At 63.6% G+C, this 18,105-nt stretch carries 25 protein-coding genes and 1 tRNA gene; 15 read left to right on the forward strand and 11 right to left on the reverse strand.

The features are described from left to right. The first annotated feature begins 344 nt into the window (after positions 1-344). From L981_RS03570 to L981_RS03600, 7 genes are all read left to right on the forward strand, one after another. Positions 345-434: transfer RNA gene (locus L981_RS03570), tRNA-Ser, on the forward strand. Positions 435-619: 185 nt separating this feature from the next. Next, positions 620-934 (forward strand): helix-turn-helix transcriptional regulator, encoded by a 315-nt coding sequence (locus L981_RS03575; protein ID WP_034804822.1) that lies wholly within the window; start codon positions 620-622, stop codon positions 932-934. After that, positions 931-1,287, forward strand: coding sequence for an SRPBCC domain-containing protein (locus tag L981_RS03580; protein ID WP_043611776.1), 357 nt, complete (start codon positions 931-933; stop codon positions 1,285-1,287). The genes L981_RS03575 and L981_RS03580 overlap by 4 nt, the downstream gene beginning before the upstream one ends. 44 nt (positions 1,288-1,331) lie before the next feature. Continuing rightward, positions 1,332-1,964: an ATP-dependent Clp protease proteolytic subunit gene (locus tag L981_RS03585; protein WP_043611778.1), complete on the forward strand. Its 633-nt coding sequence runs from the start codon at positions 1,332-1,334 to the stop codon at positions 1,962-1,964. A 188-nt stretch (positions 1,965-2,152) separates the two neighbouring features. After that, positions 2,153-2,458 carry a putative quinol monooxygenase gene (locus tag L981_RS33185; RefSeq protein WP_052201559.1) on the forward strand — a complete coding sequence of 102 codons (306 nt, stop codon included), beginning with the start codon at positions 2,153-2,155 and terminating at the stop codon, positions 2,456-2,458. Between the two features lie 119 nt (positions 2,459-2,577). Further along, positions 2,578-3,435 (forward strand): sigma-70 family RNA polymerase sigma factor, encoded by an 858-nt coding sequence (locus L981_RS03595; RefSeq protein WP_256364271.1) that lies wholly within the window; start codon positions 2,578-2,580, stop codon positions 3,433-3,435. Between the two features lie 184 nt (positions 3,436-3,619). Beyond that, on the forward strand, positions 3,620-4,258 hold the full coding sequence (locus L981_RS03600) for a bifunctional 2-polyprenyl-6-hydroxyphenol methylase/3-demethylubiquinol 3-O-methyltransferase UbiG (protein ID WP_043611781.1): 639 nt from the start codon (positions 3,620-3,622) through the stop codon (positions 4,256-4,258). Between the two features lie 38 nt (positions 4,259-4,296). Here the strand turns inward: L981_RS03600 and L981_RS03605 are convergent, their stop codons facing one another. Further along, complete coding sequence (locus tag L981_RS03605) at positions 4,297-5,112, reverse strand: aminotransferase class IV family protein (protein ID WP_043611783.1); 816 nt, start codon at positions 5,110-5,112, stop codon at positions 4,297-4,299. 93 nt (positions 5,113-5,205) lie between these two features. Between L981_RS03605 and L981_RS03610 the strand changes: the two genes are divergently transcribed. Continuing rightward, positions 5,206-5,559: a MerR family transcriptional regulator gene (locus tag L981_RS03610; RefSeq protein ID WP_043611785.1), complete on the forward strand. Its 354-nt coding sequence runs from the start codon at positions 5,206-5,208 to the stop codon at positions 5,557-5,559. Positions 5,560-5,588: 29 nt separating this feature from the next. Here L981_RS03610 and L981_RS03615 read toward each other — a convergent pair whose 3' ends face one another. Together L981_RS03615 and L981_RS34355 are read right to left on the reverse strand one after the other, a co-directional pair. Continuing rightward, the gene (locus tag L981_RS03615) at positions 5,589-5,987 is read right to left on the reverse strand and encodes a DoxX family protein (protein WP_043611787.1); all 399 of its coding nucleotides are present in this window, start codon (positions 5,985-5,987) and stop codon (positions 5,589-5,591) included. 4 nt (positions 5,988-5,991) lie between these two features. Further along, positions 5,992-6,171 (reverse strand): hypothetical protein, encoded by a 180-nt coding sequence (locus L981_RS34355; protein ID WP_156133951.1) that lies wholly within the window; start codon positions 6,169-6,171, stop codon positions 5,992-5,994. 159 nt (positions 6,172-6,330) lie between these two features. Between L981_RS34355 and L981_RS03620 the strand changes: the two genes are divergently transcribed. From L981_RS03620 to L981_RS03630, 3 genes are read left to right on the forward strand one after another with little or no spacing between them, the layout of a single operon-like run. Beyond that, entirely contained in the window at positions 6,331-6,663 is a 333-nt protein-coding gene (locus tag L981_RS03620) for a helix-turn-helix transcriptional regulator (RefSeq protein WP_043611788.1), read from the forward strand. 1 nt (position 6,664) lies between these two features. After that, a complete protein-coding gene (locus L981_RS03625; RefSeq protein WP_043611790.1) occupies positions 6,665-7,141 on the forward strand; it encodes an SRPBCC family protein in 477 nt (158 codons plus the stop codon). 12 nt (positions 7,142-7,153) lie between these two features. Then, positions 7,154-7,777, forward strand: coding sequence for a dihydrofolate reductase family protein (locus L981_RS03630; protein ID WP_043611792.1), 624 nt, complete (start codon positions 7,154-7,156; stop codon positions 7,775-7,777). Between the two features lie 117 nt (positions 7,778-7,894). Here the strand turns inward: L981_RS03630 and L981_RS03635 are convergent, their stop codons facing one another. From L981_RS03635 to L981_RS03650, 4 genes are all read right to left on the reverse strand, one after another. Next, positions 7,895-8,824: a hypothetical protein gene (locus tag L981_RS03635; RefSeq protein ID WP_043611794.1), complete on the reverse strand. Its 930-nt coding sequence runs from the start codon at positions 8,822-8,824 to the stop codon at positions 7,895-7,897. A 50-nt stretch (positions 8,825-8,874) separates the two neighbouring features. Next, positions 8,875-9,681: a MerR family transcriptional regulator gene (locus L981_RS03640; RefSeq protein ID WP_043611795.1), complete on the reverse strand. Its 807-nt coding sequence runs from the start codon at positions 9,679-9,681 to the stop codon at positions 8,875-8,877. 104 nt (positions 9,682-9,785) lie between these two features. Further along, on the reverse strand, positions 9,786-10,982 hold the full coding sequence (gene cml, locus L981_RS03645) for a CmlA/FloR family chloramphenicol efflux MFS transporter (protein WP_043611797.1): 1,197 nt from the start codon (positions 10,980-10,982) through the stop codon (positions 9,786-9,788). 238 nt (positions 10,983-11,220) lie between these two features. Beyond that, positions 11,221-11,502, reverse strand: a complete 282-nt coding sequence (locus L981_RS03650; RefSeq protein WP_043611799.1) for a BON domain-containing protein — start codon at positions 11,500-11,502, stop codon at positions 11,221-11,223. 240 nt (positions 11,503-11,742) lie between these two features. Here L981_RS03650 and L981_RS03655 point away from each other — a divergent pair, with 240 nt between their 5' ends. Then, complete coding sequence (locus L981_RS03655; protein WP_043611878.1) at positions 11,743-12,687, forward strand: AEC family transporter; 945 nt, start codon at positions 11,743-11,745, stop codon at positions 12,685-12,687. 149 nt (positions 12,688-12,836) lie between these two features. On the opposite strand, the gene L981_RS03660 is transcribed toward L981_RS03655, so the two are convergent. Beyond that, positions 12,837-13,520 carry a cytochrome c family protein gene (locus tag L981_RS03660; protein ID WP_029742348.1) on the reverse strand — a complete coding sequence of 228 codons (684 nt, stop codon included), beginning with the start codon at positions 13,518-13,520 and terminating at the stop codon, positions 12,837-12,839. A gap of 156 nt (positions 13,521-13,676) precedes the next feature. Here L981_RS03660 and L981_RS03665 point away from each other — a divergent pair, with 156 nt between their 5' ends. The 3 genes from L981_RS03665 (at position 13,677) to L981_RS33590 (ending at position 15,878) form a co-directional block, all read left to right on the forward strand. Continuing rightward, positions 13,677-14,432, forward strand: a complete 756-nt coding sequence (locus tag L981_RS03665; RefSeq protein WP_043611801.1) for a 3-deoxy-manno-octulosonate cytidylyltransferase — start codon at positions 13,677-13,679, stop codon at positions 14,430-14,432. 26 nt (positions 14,433-14,458) lie between these two features. Further along, the gene (locus L981_RS03670) at positions 14,459-15,313 is read left to right on the forward strand and encodes a prephenate dehydratase (protein ID WP_043611803.1); all 855 of its coding nucleotides are present in this window, start codon (positions 14,459-14,461) and stop codon (positions 15,311-15,313) included. A gap of 427 nt (positions 15,314-15,740) precedes the next feature. After that, positions 15,741-15,878, forward strand: coding sequence for a DUF1127 domain-containing protein (locus tag L981_RS33590; RefSeq protein WP_064817013.1), 138 nt, complete (start codon positions 15,741-15,743; stop codon positions 15,876-15,878). A 63-nt stretch (positions 15,879-15,941) separates the two neighbouring features. Here L981_RS33590 and L981_RS03675 read toward each other — a convergent pair whose 3' ends face one another. The 3 genes from L981_RS03675 to nudC all read right to left on the reverse strand — a co-directional run bounded on the left by L981_RS03675 (position 15,942) and on the right by nudC (position 18,103). Then, the gene (locus L981_RS03675) at positions 15,942-16,310 is read right to left on the reverse strand and encodes a VOC family protein (protein ID WP_043611805.1); all 369 of its coding nucleotides are present in this window, start codon (positions 16,308-16,310) and stop codon (positions 15,942-15,944) included. Between the two features lie 81 nt (positions 16,311-16,391). Beyond that, a complete protein-coding gene (locus L981_RS03680) occupies positions 16,392-17,099 on the reverse strand; it encodes a YafY family protein (protein WP_043611807.1) in 708 nt (235 codons plus the stop codon). A gap of 23 nt (positions 17,100-17,122) precedes the next feature. After that, a complete protein-coding gene (gene nudC / locus L981_RS03685) occupies positions 17,123-18,103 on the reverse strand; it encodes an NAD(+) diphosphatase (RefSeq protein WP_043611808.1) in 981 nt (326 codons plus the stop codon). Between the last annotated feature and the right edge of the window lie 2 nt (positions 18,104-18,105).

Raw genomic sequence — 18,105 nt, forward strand, 5'->3', positions numbered from 1 at the left:
CATCGGCTCGGCGCGTCGCCCCGCCGCATCTTCTCCGATCGCCCGTGCCTCGGACAAGGCCCGGCAATGAAAATATGCGGCAACCTGGCAGGCCGGAGGATGTGGCCGAGACCGGCCGGACGCATCGGGCGCGCCCTGACGCAAGAGATAAGCCCCTTGCCTGGTGCGCACAATGGGAACCGGGAACCCGCTCGCGTCACAAGATGTCAATAATCTGTCAGAAAGCAGTTGATCCCGGGCAAATCATCGGTATATAGACGCGCGTCCGCCGGTTCTCAGCTGGCTGACGCCGAAGGGCCCCGCCCTTCCCATCCAGCCGGATTGACCGTCGGCTGCTGACGGATGGACAGGTGGCCGAGTGGTTGAAGGCGCACGCCTGGAACGCGTGTATACGTGAAAGCGTATCGAGGGTTCGAATCCCTCTCTGTCCGCCATCTCCCCCTTGTTCTGCTTCCCATGCCAATGCGTTCACAGCACTACCCATTCCTGTCTGCTGGCAGGTATCGATCTGCGGCGCCTTGACCGCATCTTGCGGCGCGCAAAAGCCCGATCCTTTCTTTTCTCCTCCTGCTGAACAGTGCGCTTGTCATTGAGATAAGTCCGTGCTTATGTGTTGTTCATGATCGAGAACGAGATATTCCGAGCTCTGGCGGACCCGACGCGCCGTGCCATCTTCGAGAAGCTTGCCGACGGAAGCATGAATGCCAGCGCCTTGCGGGAAGGCATGGACATCAGCCAGCCGGCCATGTCCCAGCACATTTCGGTGTTGCGGAGTGCCGGGTTGGTGAAGGAGCAGCGACAAGGTCGGTTCGTAAACTACGAAGTCGATCCCGACGGACTGGCCCAAATTGCGCAGTGGCTTGCGAAATATCGTGCCTACTGGCCGGCACGCATCGAAGCTTTGAAGATCTTGCTGAAGGATATGGACCAATGAACCGTGAAAGCAGCGCCCCGAACGGAGACAGCCTCGAGCTGGAATACGAACTCGACGAGGCGCCGCAGAAGGTCTGGCGCGCGATCAGCATCCCGGCATTTCGCGAAAACTGGCTACCGAAGGAGGCCTTGGCTGATCCCGAAGGCGCCGTTGTCGTGCCTGGAGAGGAGGTCCGCTACAGGCTGCGCGAAACCGAGGCTCCGTATCTCGAAAGTACCGTCACCTTCCGGGTCGCGCCGATCGGTGCCGACAGAACCAGGCTGCGGATCGTGCACGAACTGCCGAACGTTCGCAGCGGTCGCGTAACCAGGACGGCCGCGAACAACAACGTTACCCTCCTGCTCGCCGCTTAAGCCGACGGGCCTCCCCACAAACTCTGGATAAATGGAGTTCGCCGATGCGCGAAGCGATGCAACTCGTCCCTATGGTCGTTGAGCAGTCGAACGGTGGAGAGCGGTCGTTCGACATCTATTCCCGCTTGCTGCGCGAGCGAATCATCTTTCTCAATGGTGAGGTGAACGACACGGTCTCCGCGCTGGTCTGCGCCCAGATGCTTCTTCTCGAAGCGGAAAACCCCAAGAAACCCATCCATCTCTACATCAATTCGCCGGGCGGCGGCGTGACCAGCGGTTTCGCCATGTACGACACCATGCGCTACATCCGGGCACCGGTTCACACCTTGTGCATGGGAACCGCACGGTCGATGGGTTCGTTTCTGCTGATGGCCGGCACGCCGGGACAACGGGCTGCCTTGCCCAATGCCAGCATCCTCGTGCACCAGCCATCGGGCGGTTTCCAGGGCCAGGCATCCGACATGCAGATTCATGCCGAAGAGATCCTTCGCACCAAGCAGCGCATGACGCGCCTCTATGCGGAACATTGCGGACGGACCTACGAGGAGTTCGAACGCGCCATGGACCGGGACCGTTTCATGACGGCCGAGGAGGCTCTGGAGTGGGGGCTGATCGACACCATCCTCAAGGTTCGCGACGACGGCGAGCCGGTGGCCGCCGGCGGCTTTGCTCTCTGACGGTCGGTGTCTTTCGGGCGGGCATCTGCCAAGGACGGATGGTCCGAGCCACGAACCGCTGAAGGCACTCCCCTGCCAAGGGAGTTTCCCGACGTCCGAATCGCCGGGCGCCAAGAAATCTTCGTGCGCGCGATCCGTTTCGCCTCTTCACTTCGTCTTTGCTGCATCTGCAACGAAGGAGAAGCACCATGACCACTGCACCCGTCACTCTCGTCAACGTTCTGAAGGTCGAACCCGGCAAGCAGGCGCAGCTGATCGCGCTTCTGAAGCGCAACATCGACACCGTGATCCGCACGCTCGATGGCTGGCGGACGAGCCGGCTGATTGCCGCCAGGGACGGCACAAGTGTCATCATCTATTCGGAATGGGAGACCCCCGCGGCCGTCGAGGCGATGCGCGCCGATGCCAGGATGAAGGCCTATTTCCCGCAGATCCTCGAACTGGCGAGCCTCGAATCGGTCGTCGGCGAGGTGGTCCTCAGCGATAACAGGTGACGCTGCACGGTCGTCCGCTGCCAGGACCGGTTGCGATCGGTCAGGCAGCGGACTTTCTCTTCCGTCCACGCTATCGTCCGAACCGGACGCCTGGAGATATCCCGATGGAACTCGATACCATGAATGCGGAAGACTTCGAGGATCGGCTGAGGGAAGTCCGGCCGCGGCTGCACCGCTATTGCGCGCGCATGACCGGCTCGGCCGTGGATGGCGAGGACGTGCTACAGGACACCTTGATCAAGGCCGTGCAGGCACGGGCGGATGGCGTGAAAGTGGACAATCTCGAAGGCTGGCTGCTGCGCATCGCCCACAACACCAGCCTCGATTTTCTGCGCCGACGGTCCCGGCACAAGATCGTCCCGCTTTTCGATGACATGGAAGACGCGCCGCTGCCCGAGGCGGACATCGTCGCGGTCGGCTTTCAAACCTTCCTGCAGCTGCCGGAACTTCAGCGCTGCGCCGTGATTTTGAAAGATGTGCTGGGCCATTCGATCGAGGAAATCGTCGATATCGCCGACTGCACGCCGGCGGCGGCCAAGTCGGCGCTGCAGCGCGCCAGGGTGGCGCTCCGGCAGCTGGCCCAACGCCCGGAAGATATGCGGCTGCCGCTGATGTCCGATGCGAACCGGCAAAAAATGGCAAGCTTCGTGCGCTTCTTTCAGGGCGGAGACTTCGATGCCATCCGCGCCATGCTGGCTGATGATGTGAAGCTTGAGCTGGTCAACAGGCTGAAGCTGGAGGGCCGCGAGGGAATCGGCCGCTATTTCACCCGCTACGCGCAGGAGACGCGGTGGCGTTTTGCGCTGGGGGCGATCGAAGGCCGGCCGGCCATGCTGGTTTTCGACAGTGTCGGCCCGATGGAAAAGCCGGCGCACTTCGTCGTTCTCGACTGGCGCGGCGACGAGATCGGCGCGATCCGCGATTTTCTCTTCGCCCCCTATGTGCTTGAAACCGTCGATTGGGTTCGGCTCGCTTAAGCTGAGGGAGAGCGGCTCTCTGCCGATTGAGGGGCGGTTCTTCGCCAAGTGTTGACGGTTCCGCGCTACTGCTGAACCTTCGCTGGTGTCGCTAGCCGTTGGGACTCGGCAAGTTTCTCTGGCCGGTGTGGCACCGGCTCCGAGCATCGCGAGGGGAACTGGTTGCGATCTGGGGAGAGGCAGCATGAGTTTGGCGAGCGACGCGCGTTTCTGGGACCGGACGTCGCGGCGATACGCCAAGGGAACGATCGCGGACCCGGCCGCCTATGAACACACGCTCGACCGCACCCGCGCCTTGCTTCTGCCTGACGACCGGGTGCTTGAACTCGGTTGCGGCACGGGAACGACGGCGTTTCGGCTGGCGGGCGATGTGCGCGATTATCTTGCGACCGATTTTTCGACCGAGATGATCGCCATTGCCCGGGAGAGATATGCCGTCGACCTGGTTCCGAACCTCGCCTTTCGCACCGCGACGGCCGAAACGCTTGCGGCCGAACGCGGTCAGTTCGATGCGGTGCTGGGCTTCAACTACCTGCATCTCGTGCGCGACCTGCCCGCCACGCTCGACAACATTCACACCCTGCTTGCCTCCAGGGGGGTGTTCATCTCCAAGACGCCCTGCGTCGGCGACATGAACCCGATCGTCCGGCTCCTTCTGCTGCCGGCGATGCGGGCGGTCGGCTTGGCGCCCTATGCGGGAGCCTTCAGTGCGGCCGAGCTCAGCCGGCACATTGTCGCCGCCGGTTTCGAACTTCTGTCGGCGGAAAATCACGCATCGGCGAGCAACGACAACCGTCCCTACATCGTCGCCCGCAAGCGCTGAAGACCGGAGCGGCGGTGCGGCCCCGGTCTTGATGCGTCCTAGACGCGCGCAGCCGGTTCGGCGGCATGTGCCCGATGCAGCAGGCTGATAAACGCCTCCGCGTCCGGCATCGCCGTCGAGCCGATGGCGCTGACGGCGATGCCAGGCGTCCAGGAATTGAGCACCGCAGCGCCGGAGAGCGTCTTCAGTCGGTCGAGGGTGATTTCCTCCTGCCGCTGCGGAACACCGAGGCGCTCGAGTTGGCGCTGGACCGTGCCCATCATCGTACCGGTCAGCATCTCGGCCTTGGGCCAGATGACGGCTTCGCCATCCCAGAAGACCAGGTTCCAGATCGTCGCTTCACTGAGGTGCCCTCGACGGTCGATGAAGGCGGCGTCGTCGAAGCCCTGCTTGATCGCCTGATGCAGGTAATAGGTCTTGCCGGATTCTCCGACGTGCTTGACGGCCGCGAGCGGGCGTTCGTGCTCGACGACGGCGAGCCTGAGCGGTCCCTTCGGCCCGTTGGAGGGCGGACCGCTGCGCACAAGAACCGAGAGGTCTCCCTGCATGCTGCCGGCGGTGAACTCGCCATCCGGCGAATACACCGTGACGGTCAGGGACTGGTCGGCCGGGCCGGCGTCGACCGCGGCCCGGATGCGGGCGCGCAGGGTTTCTTCGGGCACGGCACGGCCGAAAAATTCGATCGAGGCGCCGTGCAGGCGCTTGAGATGCAGGTCCAGGCCCTTGATCCTGTGGTCTCGGACCTGGATCGCCGTGAAGTGCGCGAAGCCGGCGAAGGCGAGCGCTGTCAGCTCCGCCGCGTCGGCCGGGCGGCCGTCGATTGTTGCCGGATAATGGTGGGTTTCGGTCGCCATGATTTTGCTCCTGGGTGCGGTTTGCATAAGGGAGCCATAGCTTTAAGGTCTGACAGCGCTGTCAGAGTCAAGGGTGTGTTGAAGGGTGATTGCATGAAGATCGGCGAGTTGTCGAAACGCACCGGCGTCAGCATCCGGATGCTGCGCTACTACGAGGCGGAAGGTCTGTTGAAGCCGGAGCGCACCGAAAGCGGCTATCGTGATTATGACATGGCGGAGGTGCGCACCGTCGAGCGCATCAAGCTGCTCGGGGCCGGCGGCATGACCCTTCCGACGATCCTGCAGTTCCTGGCTTGCGTGCGCGGCGAGGGGCCGATTTTCGAGCCCTGCGACGAGTTGCGCGTGACGTTGCGCCAGCAGATCCGTCTCGTCGAGGAAAAGACGGAAAAGCTGACGCAGAACCACAATGTGCTGACGAGCTTCCTGGCCGAGATCGGCGAAGGTTGAGCCGCCCGCCGAGCCGTCTTCGTTGACGTTCAACGTTTGCGCGACAGGATCGATACCAGCGCCAGGCCGCCGATCACCGAGGCGTGCTCCAGCGCCACGGTCATGTCGCGGAAGGCCTCTTCGCCTTGTTTCAGCCAGAAGGGATGGGCGATCGGGACCGTCAGCACCGTGAAGACGGCGAGCGCGCCGGCAGCAAGCCAGACCCAGCGGTTGAGGATGATCAGGAGAGAGGCGCCGATCTGCAGGATCAGCGTCGCCGTATTGAACAGCCATCCCGGCGTCAGGCCGAAGCCTTCCATGACCGCGGCGTTGGTGTTGAAGTCGAAGAACTTGGCAAGGCCGCTCGACCAGAAGACGAGCGTCAGCAGCACGCGGGCGAGGATGCCGAAGGTGCGCGAATCGAGAATGTTTGCGATAGGGCCGGACATCGGATCATTCCTTCCTTGCCGTGAGGAGGGAGGCGTTGCGCGCGGTTGCACTTGGCAATACCGGCCCGGTGGCGAGGCCTGCGAGCCAGTCGGCGGCGTTCGATGCGCCGCCGGGCTCGGCGATGCCCGCGGATGCGGTGCCGGTCCCGGTATTTTCAGTCCTCATCTGGTTTTTGAATGCCACGTCGGCCCCCTTGTCCTATTGAACCGACGGGGTTTGTAGAAGCTCAACCACGCTTGAGGTCAAGAAAACGGCGATGTGACAAATTGGCTGCCGCCGGTGGCTTCGCGCCGATCAATAGTTAGCTCTTGCACTAAGTATTTGCACATGATACTTAGCCTTATGGAACAGTATTCAGACCGATTGGACCTGATCTTTCAGGCGCTCGCCGATCCGACCCGGCGTGCCGTGCTTTCGCGGCTCGGCGGCGGTCCGGCGAGCATCAGCGATCTCGCCAGACCCTTCGACATGGCCCTGCCTTCTTTCATGAAGCACATCCACTTCCTCGAGGGCAGCGGGCTCATCCGCACGCACAAGCAGGGCCGGGTGCGCACCTGCGCGATCGAGAAGGCGCAATTCGCTGCAGTCGAAACCTGGCTCTCGGCGCAGCGCGCGCTTTGGGAAGGCCGTGCCGACCGGCTGGAAAAATTCGTCACTGAACACGAGGAGGAATGACATGACCCGCTCTCCCGATCCTGAACTCGACCTGACGATGGCCCGCGTCATCAAGGCGCCGCGCGCGACCGTCTGGCGCGCCTGGAGCGATCCCACGCGGCTCGAACAGTGGTGGGTTCCCGAGCCGGCAAGATGCAAGGTGATCGACATGGATCTCAGGCCCGGCGGCAGTTTCGTGACGCGGATCAGCGAAGGCGGCGGCGCATTCGTGCCGCATATCGATGCCTGCTTTCTCGCGGTCGACGAACTCTCGCGCATCGTCTTCACCGACACGCTGCTTGCCGGCTGGCGCCCGGCGGAAAACGCTTTCATGACGGCGATCATCACCCTCAGCGATCATCCTGGCGGTACTGAGTACGCCGCCCATGTGATGCACCGGAGTGGCGCGGACCGGAAGATGCACGAGGAGATGGGCTTTCACGACGGCTGGGGAACGGTCGCCGAGCAACTGGCCCGGTTCGTCGAGCAAACCCACTGAGGAGACGATCCCATGCGCAATATCGTGCTGCAGATGATGACGACGCTGAATAGCCGCCTGGACGATCCGCTTGCCTGGATGGGCACGGTGGTCGAGGAACAATACCGGGCGATCGACCGCCTTTACGCCGGCTACGATACGGTTCTGGTCGGCCGCACGACCTATGAGGAGATGGTCGGCTACTGGCCGGGCGCACTGAACGACGAGGCGGGCGGCGAGACCAATCGGGTGATGGCAGGGCGCATGCACGACTATCGCAAGATCGTGTTCTCCCGCACCGGAGACACGACGATCAGCCCCTGGCAAAACGCCGAGCAGGCGGTGGTTCCTGATGATGCGGCTCTCTCGCGCTTCCTGACCGACCTGAAGACTGAGCCCGGCCGGGATATCCATCTGTCCGGCGGCGCGAGCCTGGCACAGACGGTGATCGGCCTCGGCCTCGTCGATCGCTACCACTTCTTCGTCTACCCGGTCGTATCGCCGGGTGAACCATGGTTCGCCCGGCTGCGCGACAAGAACGAGCTTCGGCTGATCGGCAGCGAGCACTACGACAACGGCGTCGTCGGGCTCCACTACGAGACGGTGTGCGACACGAAGTCGGCGCGCCCGAAAAGTTTCTCGGAGCTCATTGCCTAAAAGCAATTCCAGGAAAAGTGCGCAGCGGTTTTCCGTCCGGAGTTGCGCCAGCCAAGCGAGGCAATTCCAGGAAAAGTGCGCAGCGGTTTTCCGTCCGGAATTGCGCGGCTTGTAAGTTCACTCCCCGGCTTGCAGGGCGGCGAGCAGCCGGTCGTAGGTCGGCGCCAGCAGGCGCAGGCTTTCAGCCGCCTCGGCATCCCTGCGCAGGACCAGCGGATACTGCAGCGCGCCGATCAGCCGTGCCTGCTCGCCGGCGATGGCGGCGGATTTGGCAAGGCCGGCCCGCGCCAGGCAGGATGCCGCGTCGCCGGCGCGGCGGGCACCGACGCGAACGGCGAAGTGCACGAGGTGAGCGCGCAGGTTCTTGTCGCAGTTAGCTTCGATCCGAGCGGCGAGCGCTTCGGCAGCGTCGGCATTGCCAAGGCTGCCCACCGGTACCAGCCGGTCGGTGGTCATCGAGAGCCAGTGGATGGCGGCCGGCACCGAGGCGCGAATTGCCTCGATCTCGCTCACGTCAGCGACGCGGGAGAACTCCCATCGCATGGTGTAGGGGTCGCCGTAGCTCAGCGTCTCGGCGCCCCAGGCCGTCATGAAATCGTGGAGCGGCAGGGAGGCGTAGGGATACCCCTGCGGGTCATGCATCAGCACGCGCGTCTCGTCCAATGCGAGGACCACGACGTAGTGATCGGCCTCGATCGGTCCTGTCATGCCGGGCTGGTGCCGCAGATGCCCCATCTCCACCGGCCCGACCCAGACGGGACCATCCTTCAATGCCGAGCGCAGGCGGGAGAGCGCGTCCTCGGGCTCGCCGCCGCTGCTGACCTGCGATGTCCAGCCGAGCGCTTTCAGCGCGCCGTCGAACCCGGCCTCCGGATCCCAGCCATAGGGATCGAAGAACGGCAGCGTTCCGCCGACGATCTGCATGCCGAAGGGACTGCCGGTGGCAAGCTCGATGGTCGAGGTCGAGGGTGCGGCCTCGCCGAACATCATTGCGAACGAGTTGGCGTAGCAATAGGGGCCGGAACCCACATAGGAAAAGTGCTGCATCGGTTGGTCCTTGGATCGAGGGGGAGTAATTGGGACGTGCGGGGATTGGCTTAGCGCACGATGGGGTAGGCGACATCGAAGCGGGCGCTGCCGCTGCCGGGATAGATTTCGTAGGGGCTGCCGAAGCAGCTGAGGTCGTCGCTTTGTTCGAACCAGGCTTCGATCGCGTCATAGACGCGAAGCACGGCCGGAAAGGTTTCGAACGCTTCGGCGACGGCCAGGAACGCTTCGCGCCCTGCCGGCTGGAGGCGTATGCGCAGATCGCCAGTGGGTTCGAGACTGCCGTCATAGCCGATCGCCACCTCGACGAGGCCCTTGCCGTCGTGATTGACCGGCTCGTGGAAATGCAGCGTCATCGGCCCGTCGTCGCTCTTGCCCGATTGCGCAAGATAGCCGCGGATCTCCGCTTCGGCGCTTTCCGTGAAGGCCTCGAGCGCATCCACCGTCACATGGTGCTGGCGATAGACGATTTTCGAAGGCGCAACGTCGCGCACGGCAACGGTCCTGACAAGCGGATCGTCGCCGCCGCTCGATTGCCGGATGATCGCCTCCACCAACTCGCGCTGATCCTCGAGCCGTTTGTTCTGCACCTCCAGCCACGCGCGCAGCTCCGTGAGGCGAACGTCGGGCTGAAGATCGATCAGCCGTGCGATCCGGGCGATCGGCAGGCCCAGCTGCCGCAGCCGGGCAATCAGCCTGGCGCGGCTTGCCTGCGTGGCGGCGTAATAGCGGTAACCGGTCGCGGGATCGACATGGGCAGGCACCAGCAGGCCCTGCTCGGCATAAAGCCTGAGTGCTTTCGGCGACAATCGTGTGGAGGCGCCGAAGCGGCCTGCGAGGAAGTAGGAATCGGTCATGAAGGTAGTCTGGGGCCAGCCCCAGGGGCGAGGTCAAGGGGCATGTTGCCGCCTTTCCTGTTGAAGACCTCCCGGAGCGGGCGACCGCTCCGGGAGGGGCAGGGCTATCGATTTTCGCGCCGGTCGAGAAACGCCAGCGCCAGCAGCGTGATCGCCGCCATGCCGAGGCAATAGCCGACGAGCGGCCAGGCCGTATCGCCACCAAGCAGCAGCACGGCGCCGGTGCCGACAAGGCTGACGATCAGGCTCTGGATCGAGAAGTAGAGCGCGACCGCCGTCCCGGCGATGGCATCGAAGGCCTTGAGCGCTCCATTGGCGGTGACGGAGGCACCCATGACGATGCCGAAGGCGATCACCCACATCGGCAGCACGAAGCTCTGGAACGACGGAGCGGCCAAGACTTCGCCCGCGCCAAGCAGCAGCCCGCCGAGGATGATCAGGGCCATGCCGCGGGTCAGGCAACCGGCGGTCCCGTAGCGGGCGACGAAGCCCCTGGCGAAGCGCGTGGCGATGATCATCACGACGGCAGCGGTGGCGAAGGCCAGGCTGAAACCCAGCTGCGAATAGCCGGCGCGATCGATGAGCAGGCGTGGTGCCGTGGAGAAGAACACGAAAAACGCGCCCATCGCCGTGCTGAAGCCAAGCGTGTAGGTCCAGAACGCGCCACTTGTGAGCATGGGCATGAAGCTCGGCTTCGCCGGTGCGGCGGCTTCGGGCCGGGTTTCCGACCAGCGCGGCAAGGCCTGGCCGAGTGCGGCAAGGCCAAGCACGCCGAGCGTCACGAAGATCGCCTGCCATCCGAAAGCGCCCGCGATCAGCGCGCCGGCGATCGGCCCGAGCGCCGGCACGAAGGAGAGCATCGCGCTGAAGAGGCCATAGATGGTCACGCCTTCCGGGCGCGCGCCATAGACGTCGCGCACGGTCGCGAAGGTCGCGACCAGGGCGGCCGAGGCGCCGGCCGCTTGGACGAGCCGCAAGGCGACGAAAACCGGCGCCGAGGTGGTTGCCGCCAGTCCGAGCGACGACAGGGCAAACAGCGTCGCGCCACCGAGAAGCACGGGCCGGCGGCCGAAGCGGTCGGACAGCGGGCCGAACAGCAGCTGGCCCAGGCCCAAAAGCAGCATGTAGAGGCTGAGCGTGAGCTGGACGACTGCCGGCGATGTGCCGAGAATGGCCGGCATGTCGGGCACGACGGGCAGATAGATATCCATGGCGAGCGACGCCAGGATGTCGAAGGGCGCCATCAGCAGAAGGGCTGCCGGCAGCGAGTAGGACCAGGTGGGGGAATTACGATTGGGCATGATGAAACATCCGCGCAAATGAAAAACATTCGGCGGCGATCTGCCACTTCATCAATTGTTCTGAGAGTGAGCCGACAGACGCCGCAACAACTTATTCAACCGTTGTTGCGGCTTACCTGGTTGCTGACGGGTCGGTCCTCATCTGCGGCTCCTATGGCGGCTCTCTGGCGGTAACGCCAAGCCTGCCGAAATCTCATGCCGGCATGTCCTATCATCCGGATTTCCGCACGGCAACCGCTCAGCTATCAGCCTCGCCCGCGCCCGGCGTCACTGCCAGCCGGTTCTCGACGCTGGTGACGCCGATCACCGATGCTGCGGCGTCGCCGGCACAGGCGATGTCGGATGCCTGCGCCACATGGCCGGAAAGCACAACGACCCCGCCGAGCGCCATCACCGAGATGTCGCGCGTATCGATCATCGCCGCATACTGGATGTAGCGCAGCACCTTGTCGGCGAGCGCATCGTCGGTGAGATGCGGATCGTCGTCCCTATGTGCGTATATCGGCTTCTCTGTCGGCATGGCTCGTTCCTCATGCTGTTTCGGAACGCCTGCGGGCTGTGAATGTTCCCCTCTCTCTGCCGGCTGTTCGCGCGCTTGCGGCGCAGGTGCGAACAACGTTATTGCTGGCAGGACCACTCCAGGAGCGGGAAGAGGAAAGCATCTGCGGTCTTCCGCCCGGCTCCCGCTCACCTCATGACAACCGACCTCGAAGATCTTGGATCGATCCGCTCCAAGGCCATCGTGATCCAGGGCCCGCGCATGTCCGATATCTTCCAGAACGTCCTGCCCATCTTCATCCTGATCCTTGCCGGCTGGTTGCTGGTGCGCCTGAAGTACCTGAAACCCGCCGTCGGCGAAGCCTTGGGCGATTTCGTCTTTCGTGTCGCGGTGCCCATCCTGCTGTTTCGCACGATCGCCGACGCGGATTTCAAGGACGGTTCGCCCTGGCCGCTCTGGGTCGCCTACTTCTCGGGCGTTGCGGTCACCTGGACGTTGGGACATGTGGCGGCGACGCTCGTCTTCAAGCGGGATGCGCGCATGGGGGTTCTCGCCGGCGTCTCCTCTGCCTTCGCCAACACGGTCTTCATCGGCCTGCCGCTGGTGTCGCGCATCGTCGGCGAGGAGGGCATCGTTGCGATCTCGATCCTGCTTTCGGTGCATCTGCCGGTCATGATGATCGCGGGCACGCTGCTGATGGAGCGTGCCGAGCGGCGCGCCGGTGGTAAACCGGGGCAGAGCCCGCTGCAGCTCCTGGCCGGGGTCGCCCGCAATCTGGTGCGCAACCCGCTGGTGATCGGCCTTGCCTGCGGTGCCGCCTTCCATCTTGCCGGCCAGCCGCTTGGCGGTCCGGTCAAGACCGTCGTCGATCAGCTGGCGTCGATGGCAGCACCCGCGGCGCTGATCTCGATCGGCATGGCGCTGGATAAATACGGCCTTGCCGGCAATCTCGGGCTCGCCTCGGTGACGAGTGCCTTGAAGCTCGTCGTCATGCCGGCGGTCGTCTATGCGAGCTGCCACCTGCTCGGCCTTAACGACAACTGGACGACGGCGCTGGTGCTGACGTCGGCCGTTCCGACGGGTGTGAACGCCTGGCTGATCGCCAACCATTTCAATGTCGGCCATGGGCTGGCGTCCTCGACGATCACGCTGACGACCGCGCTCGGCGTCGTCAGCGTTTCGGTCTGGGCCTATCTGCTGATGTGATTGTCGCACTTTCCGGCAAACTGTTTCGCCGGAGAGGGGTGGATCCGTCCCAACGGTCCGTGCGCACCATCCGTCGCTGTGTCCGAATACGAAAAAGGCCCGGCGCGAGCCGGGCCCTTTAGCAATAGGATCGTTTCCGACCGCTGAACTTATTGAGCCGGTGCCGGCTGGCCTTCGGCAGGCTTGGCTTCGGTTGCCGGCGCTTCGGCCGGCTTTGCACCTTCGGCGCCAGCAGCCGGTGCTGCTTCGCCGGCAGCCGGTGCGGCTTCGGCAGAACCGGCAGATGCGTCCGGCAGTGCTGCCGGAGCGTCGGCCTGCTCGCGCAGCCAGGCAATCAGGTTGGCGCGCTCGTCGGGCTTCTTGACGCCGGCAAAGCCCATGGCGGTGCCCGGAACGTGCTTCTTCGGTGCTTCGATGAAGTAGCTGAGGTGGTCGTAGTCCCAGACGACCTTGCCGCCTTCGGCAAACGTCTTCATGCCGGCCGAGTAGCTGAAGCCCTCATGCGAAGCGATCGGGCGGTTGACGAGGCCCCAGAGGTTCGGACCGACTTTGTTTGCGCCGCCCTTGTCGGCGGTGTGACAGCTCGCGCATTTCTTGAACACGGCTTCACCGGCAGAAGCATCGGCCTTGAGCAGCAGCGGCTTGATGTCGACTTCGACTTCTGCGGCACCGCCGGCACCGGCTTCAGACGTGCCTTCTTCGGCGACGATCGTAAAGCCTTCCTTTTCGGGAGCTTCGGAATGGAAAATGCCTTCCGATGCAATGGACACGGACATCAGAACGAAGACCGTTCCCAGAAAGGCGCCCACGCCCATGTTCACATATGAATTCATCTGCAAACGCTCCCTTTGCCACCGGCGCAAACAAAAACCCGGCCTATCTTGAAATCGCGCGGAACCTATGTCTTTTGGCTCTGCGTTGCAACAGTGATTATCGGCCCCTAACTGAGACTTATTGACACTTTCGGCGGGGTTTTTGAAGGCCAGATCATGAATCGCGAAAATTCAGGTAAAGTCATCGTGCTCATTCCGGCGCGCATGGCTTCGACACGCCTACCCGGAAAGCCGCTCGCCGACATTTGCGGCCTGCCGATGATCGTCCAGGTAGCGACCCGAGCACAGGAAGCGGACGTCGGCCGCGTCGTCGTTGCCGTCGACGACCAGCAGGTCTTCGACGTGGTGCGCGAGGCCGGCTTCGAAGCGATCATGACCCGCATCGACCACCAGTCCGGTTCCGATCGGATCTACGAAGCGCTGCAGAAGGCCGATCCGAACGGCGAGGCCGAGATCGTCATCAACGTCCAGGGCGACCTTCCGACGGTCGAGCCGGCATCGATCCGCGCGGCGCTGAACCCGCTCGAAAATGCAGCCACCGATATAGCGACACTGACGGTGGCGATCACCGAAGAGAGCGAGAAGACCAACCCGAACATCGTCAAGGTCGTCGGCTCGCCGCTTTCGGACACGCGCCTGCGCGCGCTCTATTTTACCCGCGCGACCGCGCCCTATGGCGAGGGCCCGTTCTATCATCACATCGGGCTCTATGCCTATCGCCGCCAGGCGCTGGAGCGTTTCGTCTCGCTTCGGCCCTCCGTGCTCGAGCGCCGCGAATCGCTGGAGCAGCTGCGTGCGCTCGAAGCCGGCATGCGCATCGATGTCGAGATCGTCGATTCGGTTCCGCTTGGTGTGGACACCCCGGTGGAGCTGGAAAAGGCCCGCCGCATCCTGTCCGCCCGTAACCGCTGATATCAGAACCTGAGAAGGACGCTACCGTGACCGCCAAGACCAACAGGATTTCCTTCCAGGGCGACTATGGCGCCAATTCCGACATGGCCTGCCGCGACATGTTCCCGTCGATGGAGCCGTTGCCCTGCCAGACCTTCGAGGACGCCTTCGTCGCGGTCGAGAACGGCGACGCCGATTTGGCGATGATCCCGATCGAGAACACGATCGCCGGCCGCGTCGCCGACATCCATCACCTCCTGCCGGAATCGCGGCTGCACATCGTCGGCGAATATTTCATGCCGATCCGCTTCCAGCTGATGGTGCTTCCGGGTGTCACCCGTGATGAGATCCGCACCGTGCACAGCCACATCCATGCCCTTGGCCAGTGCCGCAAGATCGTGCGCTCCAACGGCTGGAAACCAGTCGTCGCCGGCGATACCGCCGGCGCGGCAAAGCTCGTTTCCGAAAAGGGCGACCGCTCGATGGCAGCGCTCGCGCCGCGGCTGGCCGCCGATCTCTATGGACTCGAAATTATTGCCGAGAACGTCGAGGATACCGAGAGCAACGTCACCCGCTTCGTCGTGCTGTCCCGCGAAGAGCAGCGCATATCCCGGACCAGCGACGAAGAGCTGATCATCACCACCTTCGTCTTCAATGTCCGCAACATCCCGGCAGCGCTCTACAAGGCCATGGGCGGTTTCGCCACCAACGGCATCAACATGACCAAGCTCGAGAGCTACCAGCTCGGCGGCCGGTTCGTGGCGACGCAGTTCTATGCGGATATCGAAGGGCACCCGGATGACGTCGGCGTGCGCCACGCCATGGACGAGCTGCGCTTTTTCTCCGAAAAGGTCCGCATCCTCGGAACCTATAACGCACACCCGATGCGCGGCGTTCTCTGAACAGATCTGCTCCAGCGCCAGACTTCTGAGAGAAAAGCCTGCGCAGGCAGGCGCCGACCGCCTCCGGCAAAGCCGTGGGGCGGTCGCTTTCGTTGCCCGCAGCTTTGCCCTCAGCTGGAGGCTGCAGGTCCCGAGTGCGCCTGATTTCTAGTCAAAATAAAGCCTATGGTTGCGGTCTTCTTGCGCCGCATATTCGCGGATCTGCCATCTGGCTAAGATTTTTACAGGATCACGCTTAATTCCTGCGCGTTCCGTCCGCGATGATTATCCGAGAGAATCATTGGTTTCGCCACGCCCTACGGGGGCGAAAGTGGCAAAAGTTCGTTAACCGGCTACGCGTCTGGCGCATGCCTAGTTTGCAATCGTGGCGCTACACAAATTTTAGGCAAATGCCTATTTGATGCTCGTCAAGTAAGGAGTTTTAAAGATGAAGATCCGTCAGAAGATCATGGAATATGCGAAGACCCGCCGTGCGATCCGCGAGCTGAACGCTCTCGACGATCACGCACTGAGCGACATTGGTCTGTCCCGTTCGCAGATCCAGGCCGCCGTTTACGGCCGCTAATCCGCACCATTCGCGCATCCCGCCGCTTCAAGCTGGCGGGATGCGCGCTGCATACCCTCTCGCCTAAGAATCGTAGAGGCAGACGCGCAGCCGGTGACCATCCGGATCGAGCGCGACGAAAGTCGGACCGAAATCCATCTCGGTCAATTCCTGCGCAATCGGCAGGCCTTTCCCCTTCCAATCCTCGTAATGTGCGCGCACCGCGCTCTCGTCCTCCACCATGAACGCCAGTTCCGATCGGCTGCCCGATGCCGCCGGCTCCGGCGCGACCGTATGTTCGGCCCAGAGCCCGAGGGTGAAACCGCCGGGCAGCTCGAAGGACGAGAAGGTCTGGTAGGCGACCTGCGGTTCCTGCGCGAGAACCGCCCGGTAGAACGTCACGCTTGCGAGCGGATCCTTGACGTAGAGAACGATGAGATTTGCCTTGGCCATGGTTTTCCTCCTTGTTGCGGGAGTGCCAAGGCTAGGACTGGCCGCTGCCAGTTTCTGTCAGCATCAGCGCATGAGCGCCCGTCAGGAGCCGACCGTCTGGCGTTTTGATGCCGCCATGTTCTGGCTTGCGCGCCAATCCTTCATCAGCACCTGCCGGCGGCGAGGATAGCGCGCCTCGGTCACCGCCATCCGCTGCATGCGGTCGGCGCGAAAGTGCCGGAAGTCCAGGCGCAGCTCGCACCAGGCCATGACCATGCGCACGTTCTCGAAGAAGCCAAGTGCAAAGGGCCAGATGGTACGCTGCGTCGCGCTGCCGTCATTGTCGACGTAGTCGAGCTCCACCTTGCGTTCGTTGCGGATCGCGCGCCGGAGCGCCGCGATGTCGATGCCGTTGGTGGCCGGCGGGCTTGGGCCAACGAGCAACGTCGAACTGTCCAGTTCCTCGCGAAGCTCGGCAGGCAGCACGGCGGCGATCTTGGCGAGCGCGTTGGCGGCAGCACCGGCGAGATCGTCGTCGGTGCGCTTGGAGACCCAGCGCGAGCCGAGCACCAAGGCTTCGATCTCCTCGGCGGAAAACATCATCGGCGGCAGCATGAAGCCGGGTTTCAGCACATAGCCGAGCCCAGGTTCGCCCTCGATATCGGCTCCTTGCGCCTGGAGGCTGGCGATGTCGCGGTAGAGCGTTCGGAGGCTGACGCCGGTTTCTTCCGCCAGCCGCTGACCGCTCACCGGCTGGCGGTAGCGCCGGAGCACTTGGAGGAGGTCGAGCAGCCGTTCGGAGCGGGACAAGGCCGGTCTCCTCTAGAGCGCGCCTACGCCCGCTCGCCCCAGGCGAGCCAGTCGCGCATCAGCTGGTGTGCGATTGCGCCCTTGGGTGGCGGAATATGCGCGTCACCGGTGTCTGCGACTCCGGTCGAGCGTTCGAGCATCGCGGTCGTTTCCTCGCGCGTGAACCAGCGCACGTCCTCCAGCTCCTGTTCGTCGCGCTTGATGACGGTCGATTTCGCCTCGGCATAGCAGCCGATCATCAGCGTGTGCGGCATCGGCCAGGGCTGCGAAGCATGGTAGCGCACCCGGCCGATATGGATGCCGGACTCCTCGAGCGTTTCGCGGCGCACGGCGTTTTCGATCGTCTCGCCCGGCTCGACGAAGCCGGCAAGGCAGGAATACATCCCCGGCGCGAAGTGCGGGCTGCGGCCGAGCAGGCAGAGGTCGCGCTCAAGGTCGATCGTCATCATGATGACGACAGGGTCGGTCCGCGGGAAGACCATGTGGCCGCAGGCGGTGCAGATTCGGCGGTAGCCGCCGGCCTTGCCTTCCATCGGGCCGGCGCAGCGGCCGCAGAAGCGGTTGTTGGCATTCCAGGTAATCAGGCTCGAGCCTTGCGCGAACTGGCCAAGCAGTTCCTCCGGCAGCATCTGCTGGCGATAGAGGGTGCGGCCATCGGCGATCTTGAAGGGCTCGGTGATCGTCTCTTCGGTGAGACCCGTCGGCACAGCCAGCCGGGGTTCGCCGTTCGCGAGGTAGCCGAGCAGGATCGTCTCGTCGAGAACGGGTTCGAGGCCTTCGAGCTCATAAGGCGCAAACAGCGGGTCGATGATCTTCTCGTCATGCTTGACGATGAGCTTCGGACCGGAGAAGGCGAGGAAGTGCGCACCCGGGCGCTTCAGCGCCACCTCGACGCAATCGTCGGCGCGGTGCTCCGACTGGCGATCCAGATGATTCTCCGAGAAGGCGACGAGGGTGCTTGGCTCTGGATGCGGGCTGCGAAGGTCAAAGATCGATTTCGTCATGT

Source organism: Ensifer sp. ZNC0028 (assembly GCF_000799055.1).
Lineage (GTDB): Bacteria > Pseudomonadota > Alphaproteobacteria > Rhizobiales > Rhizobiaceae > Ensifer.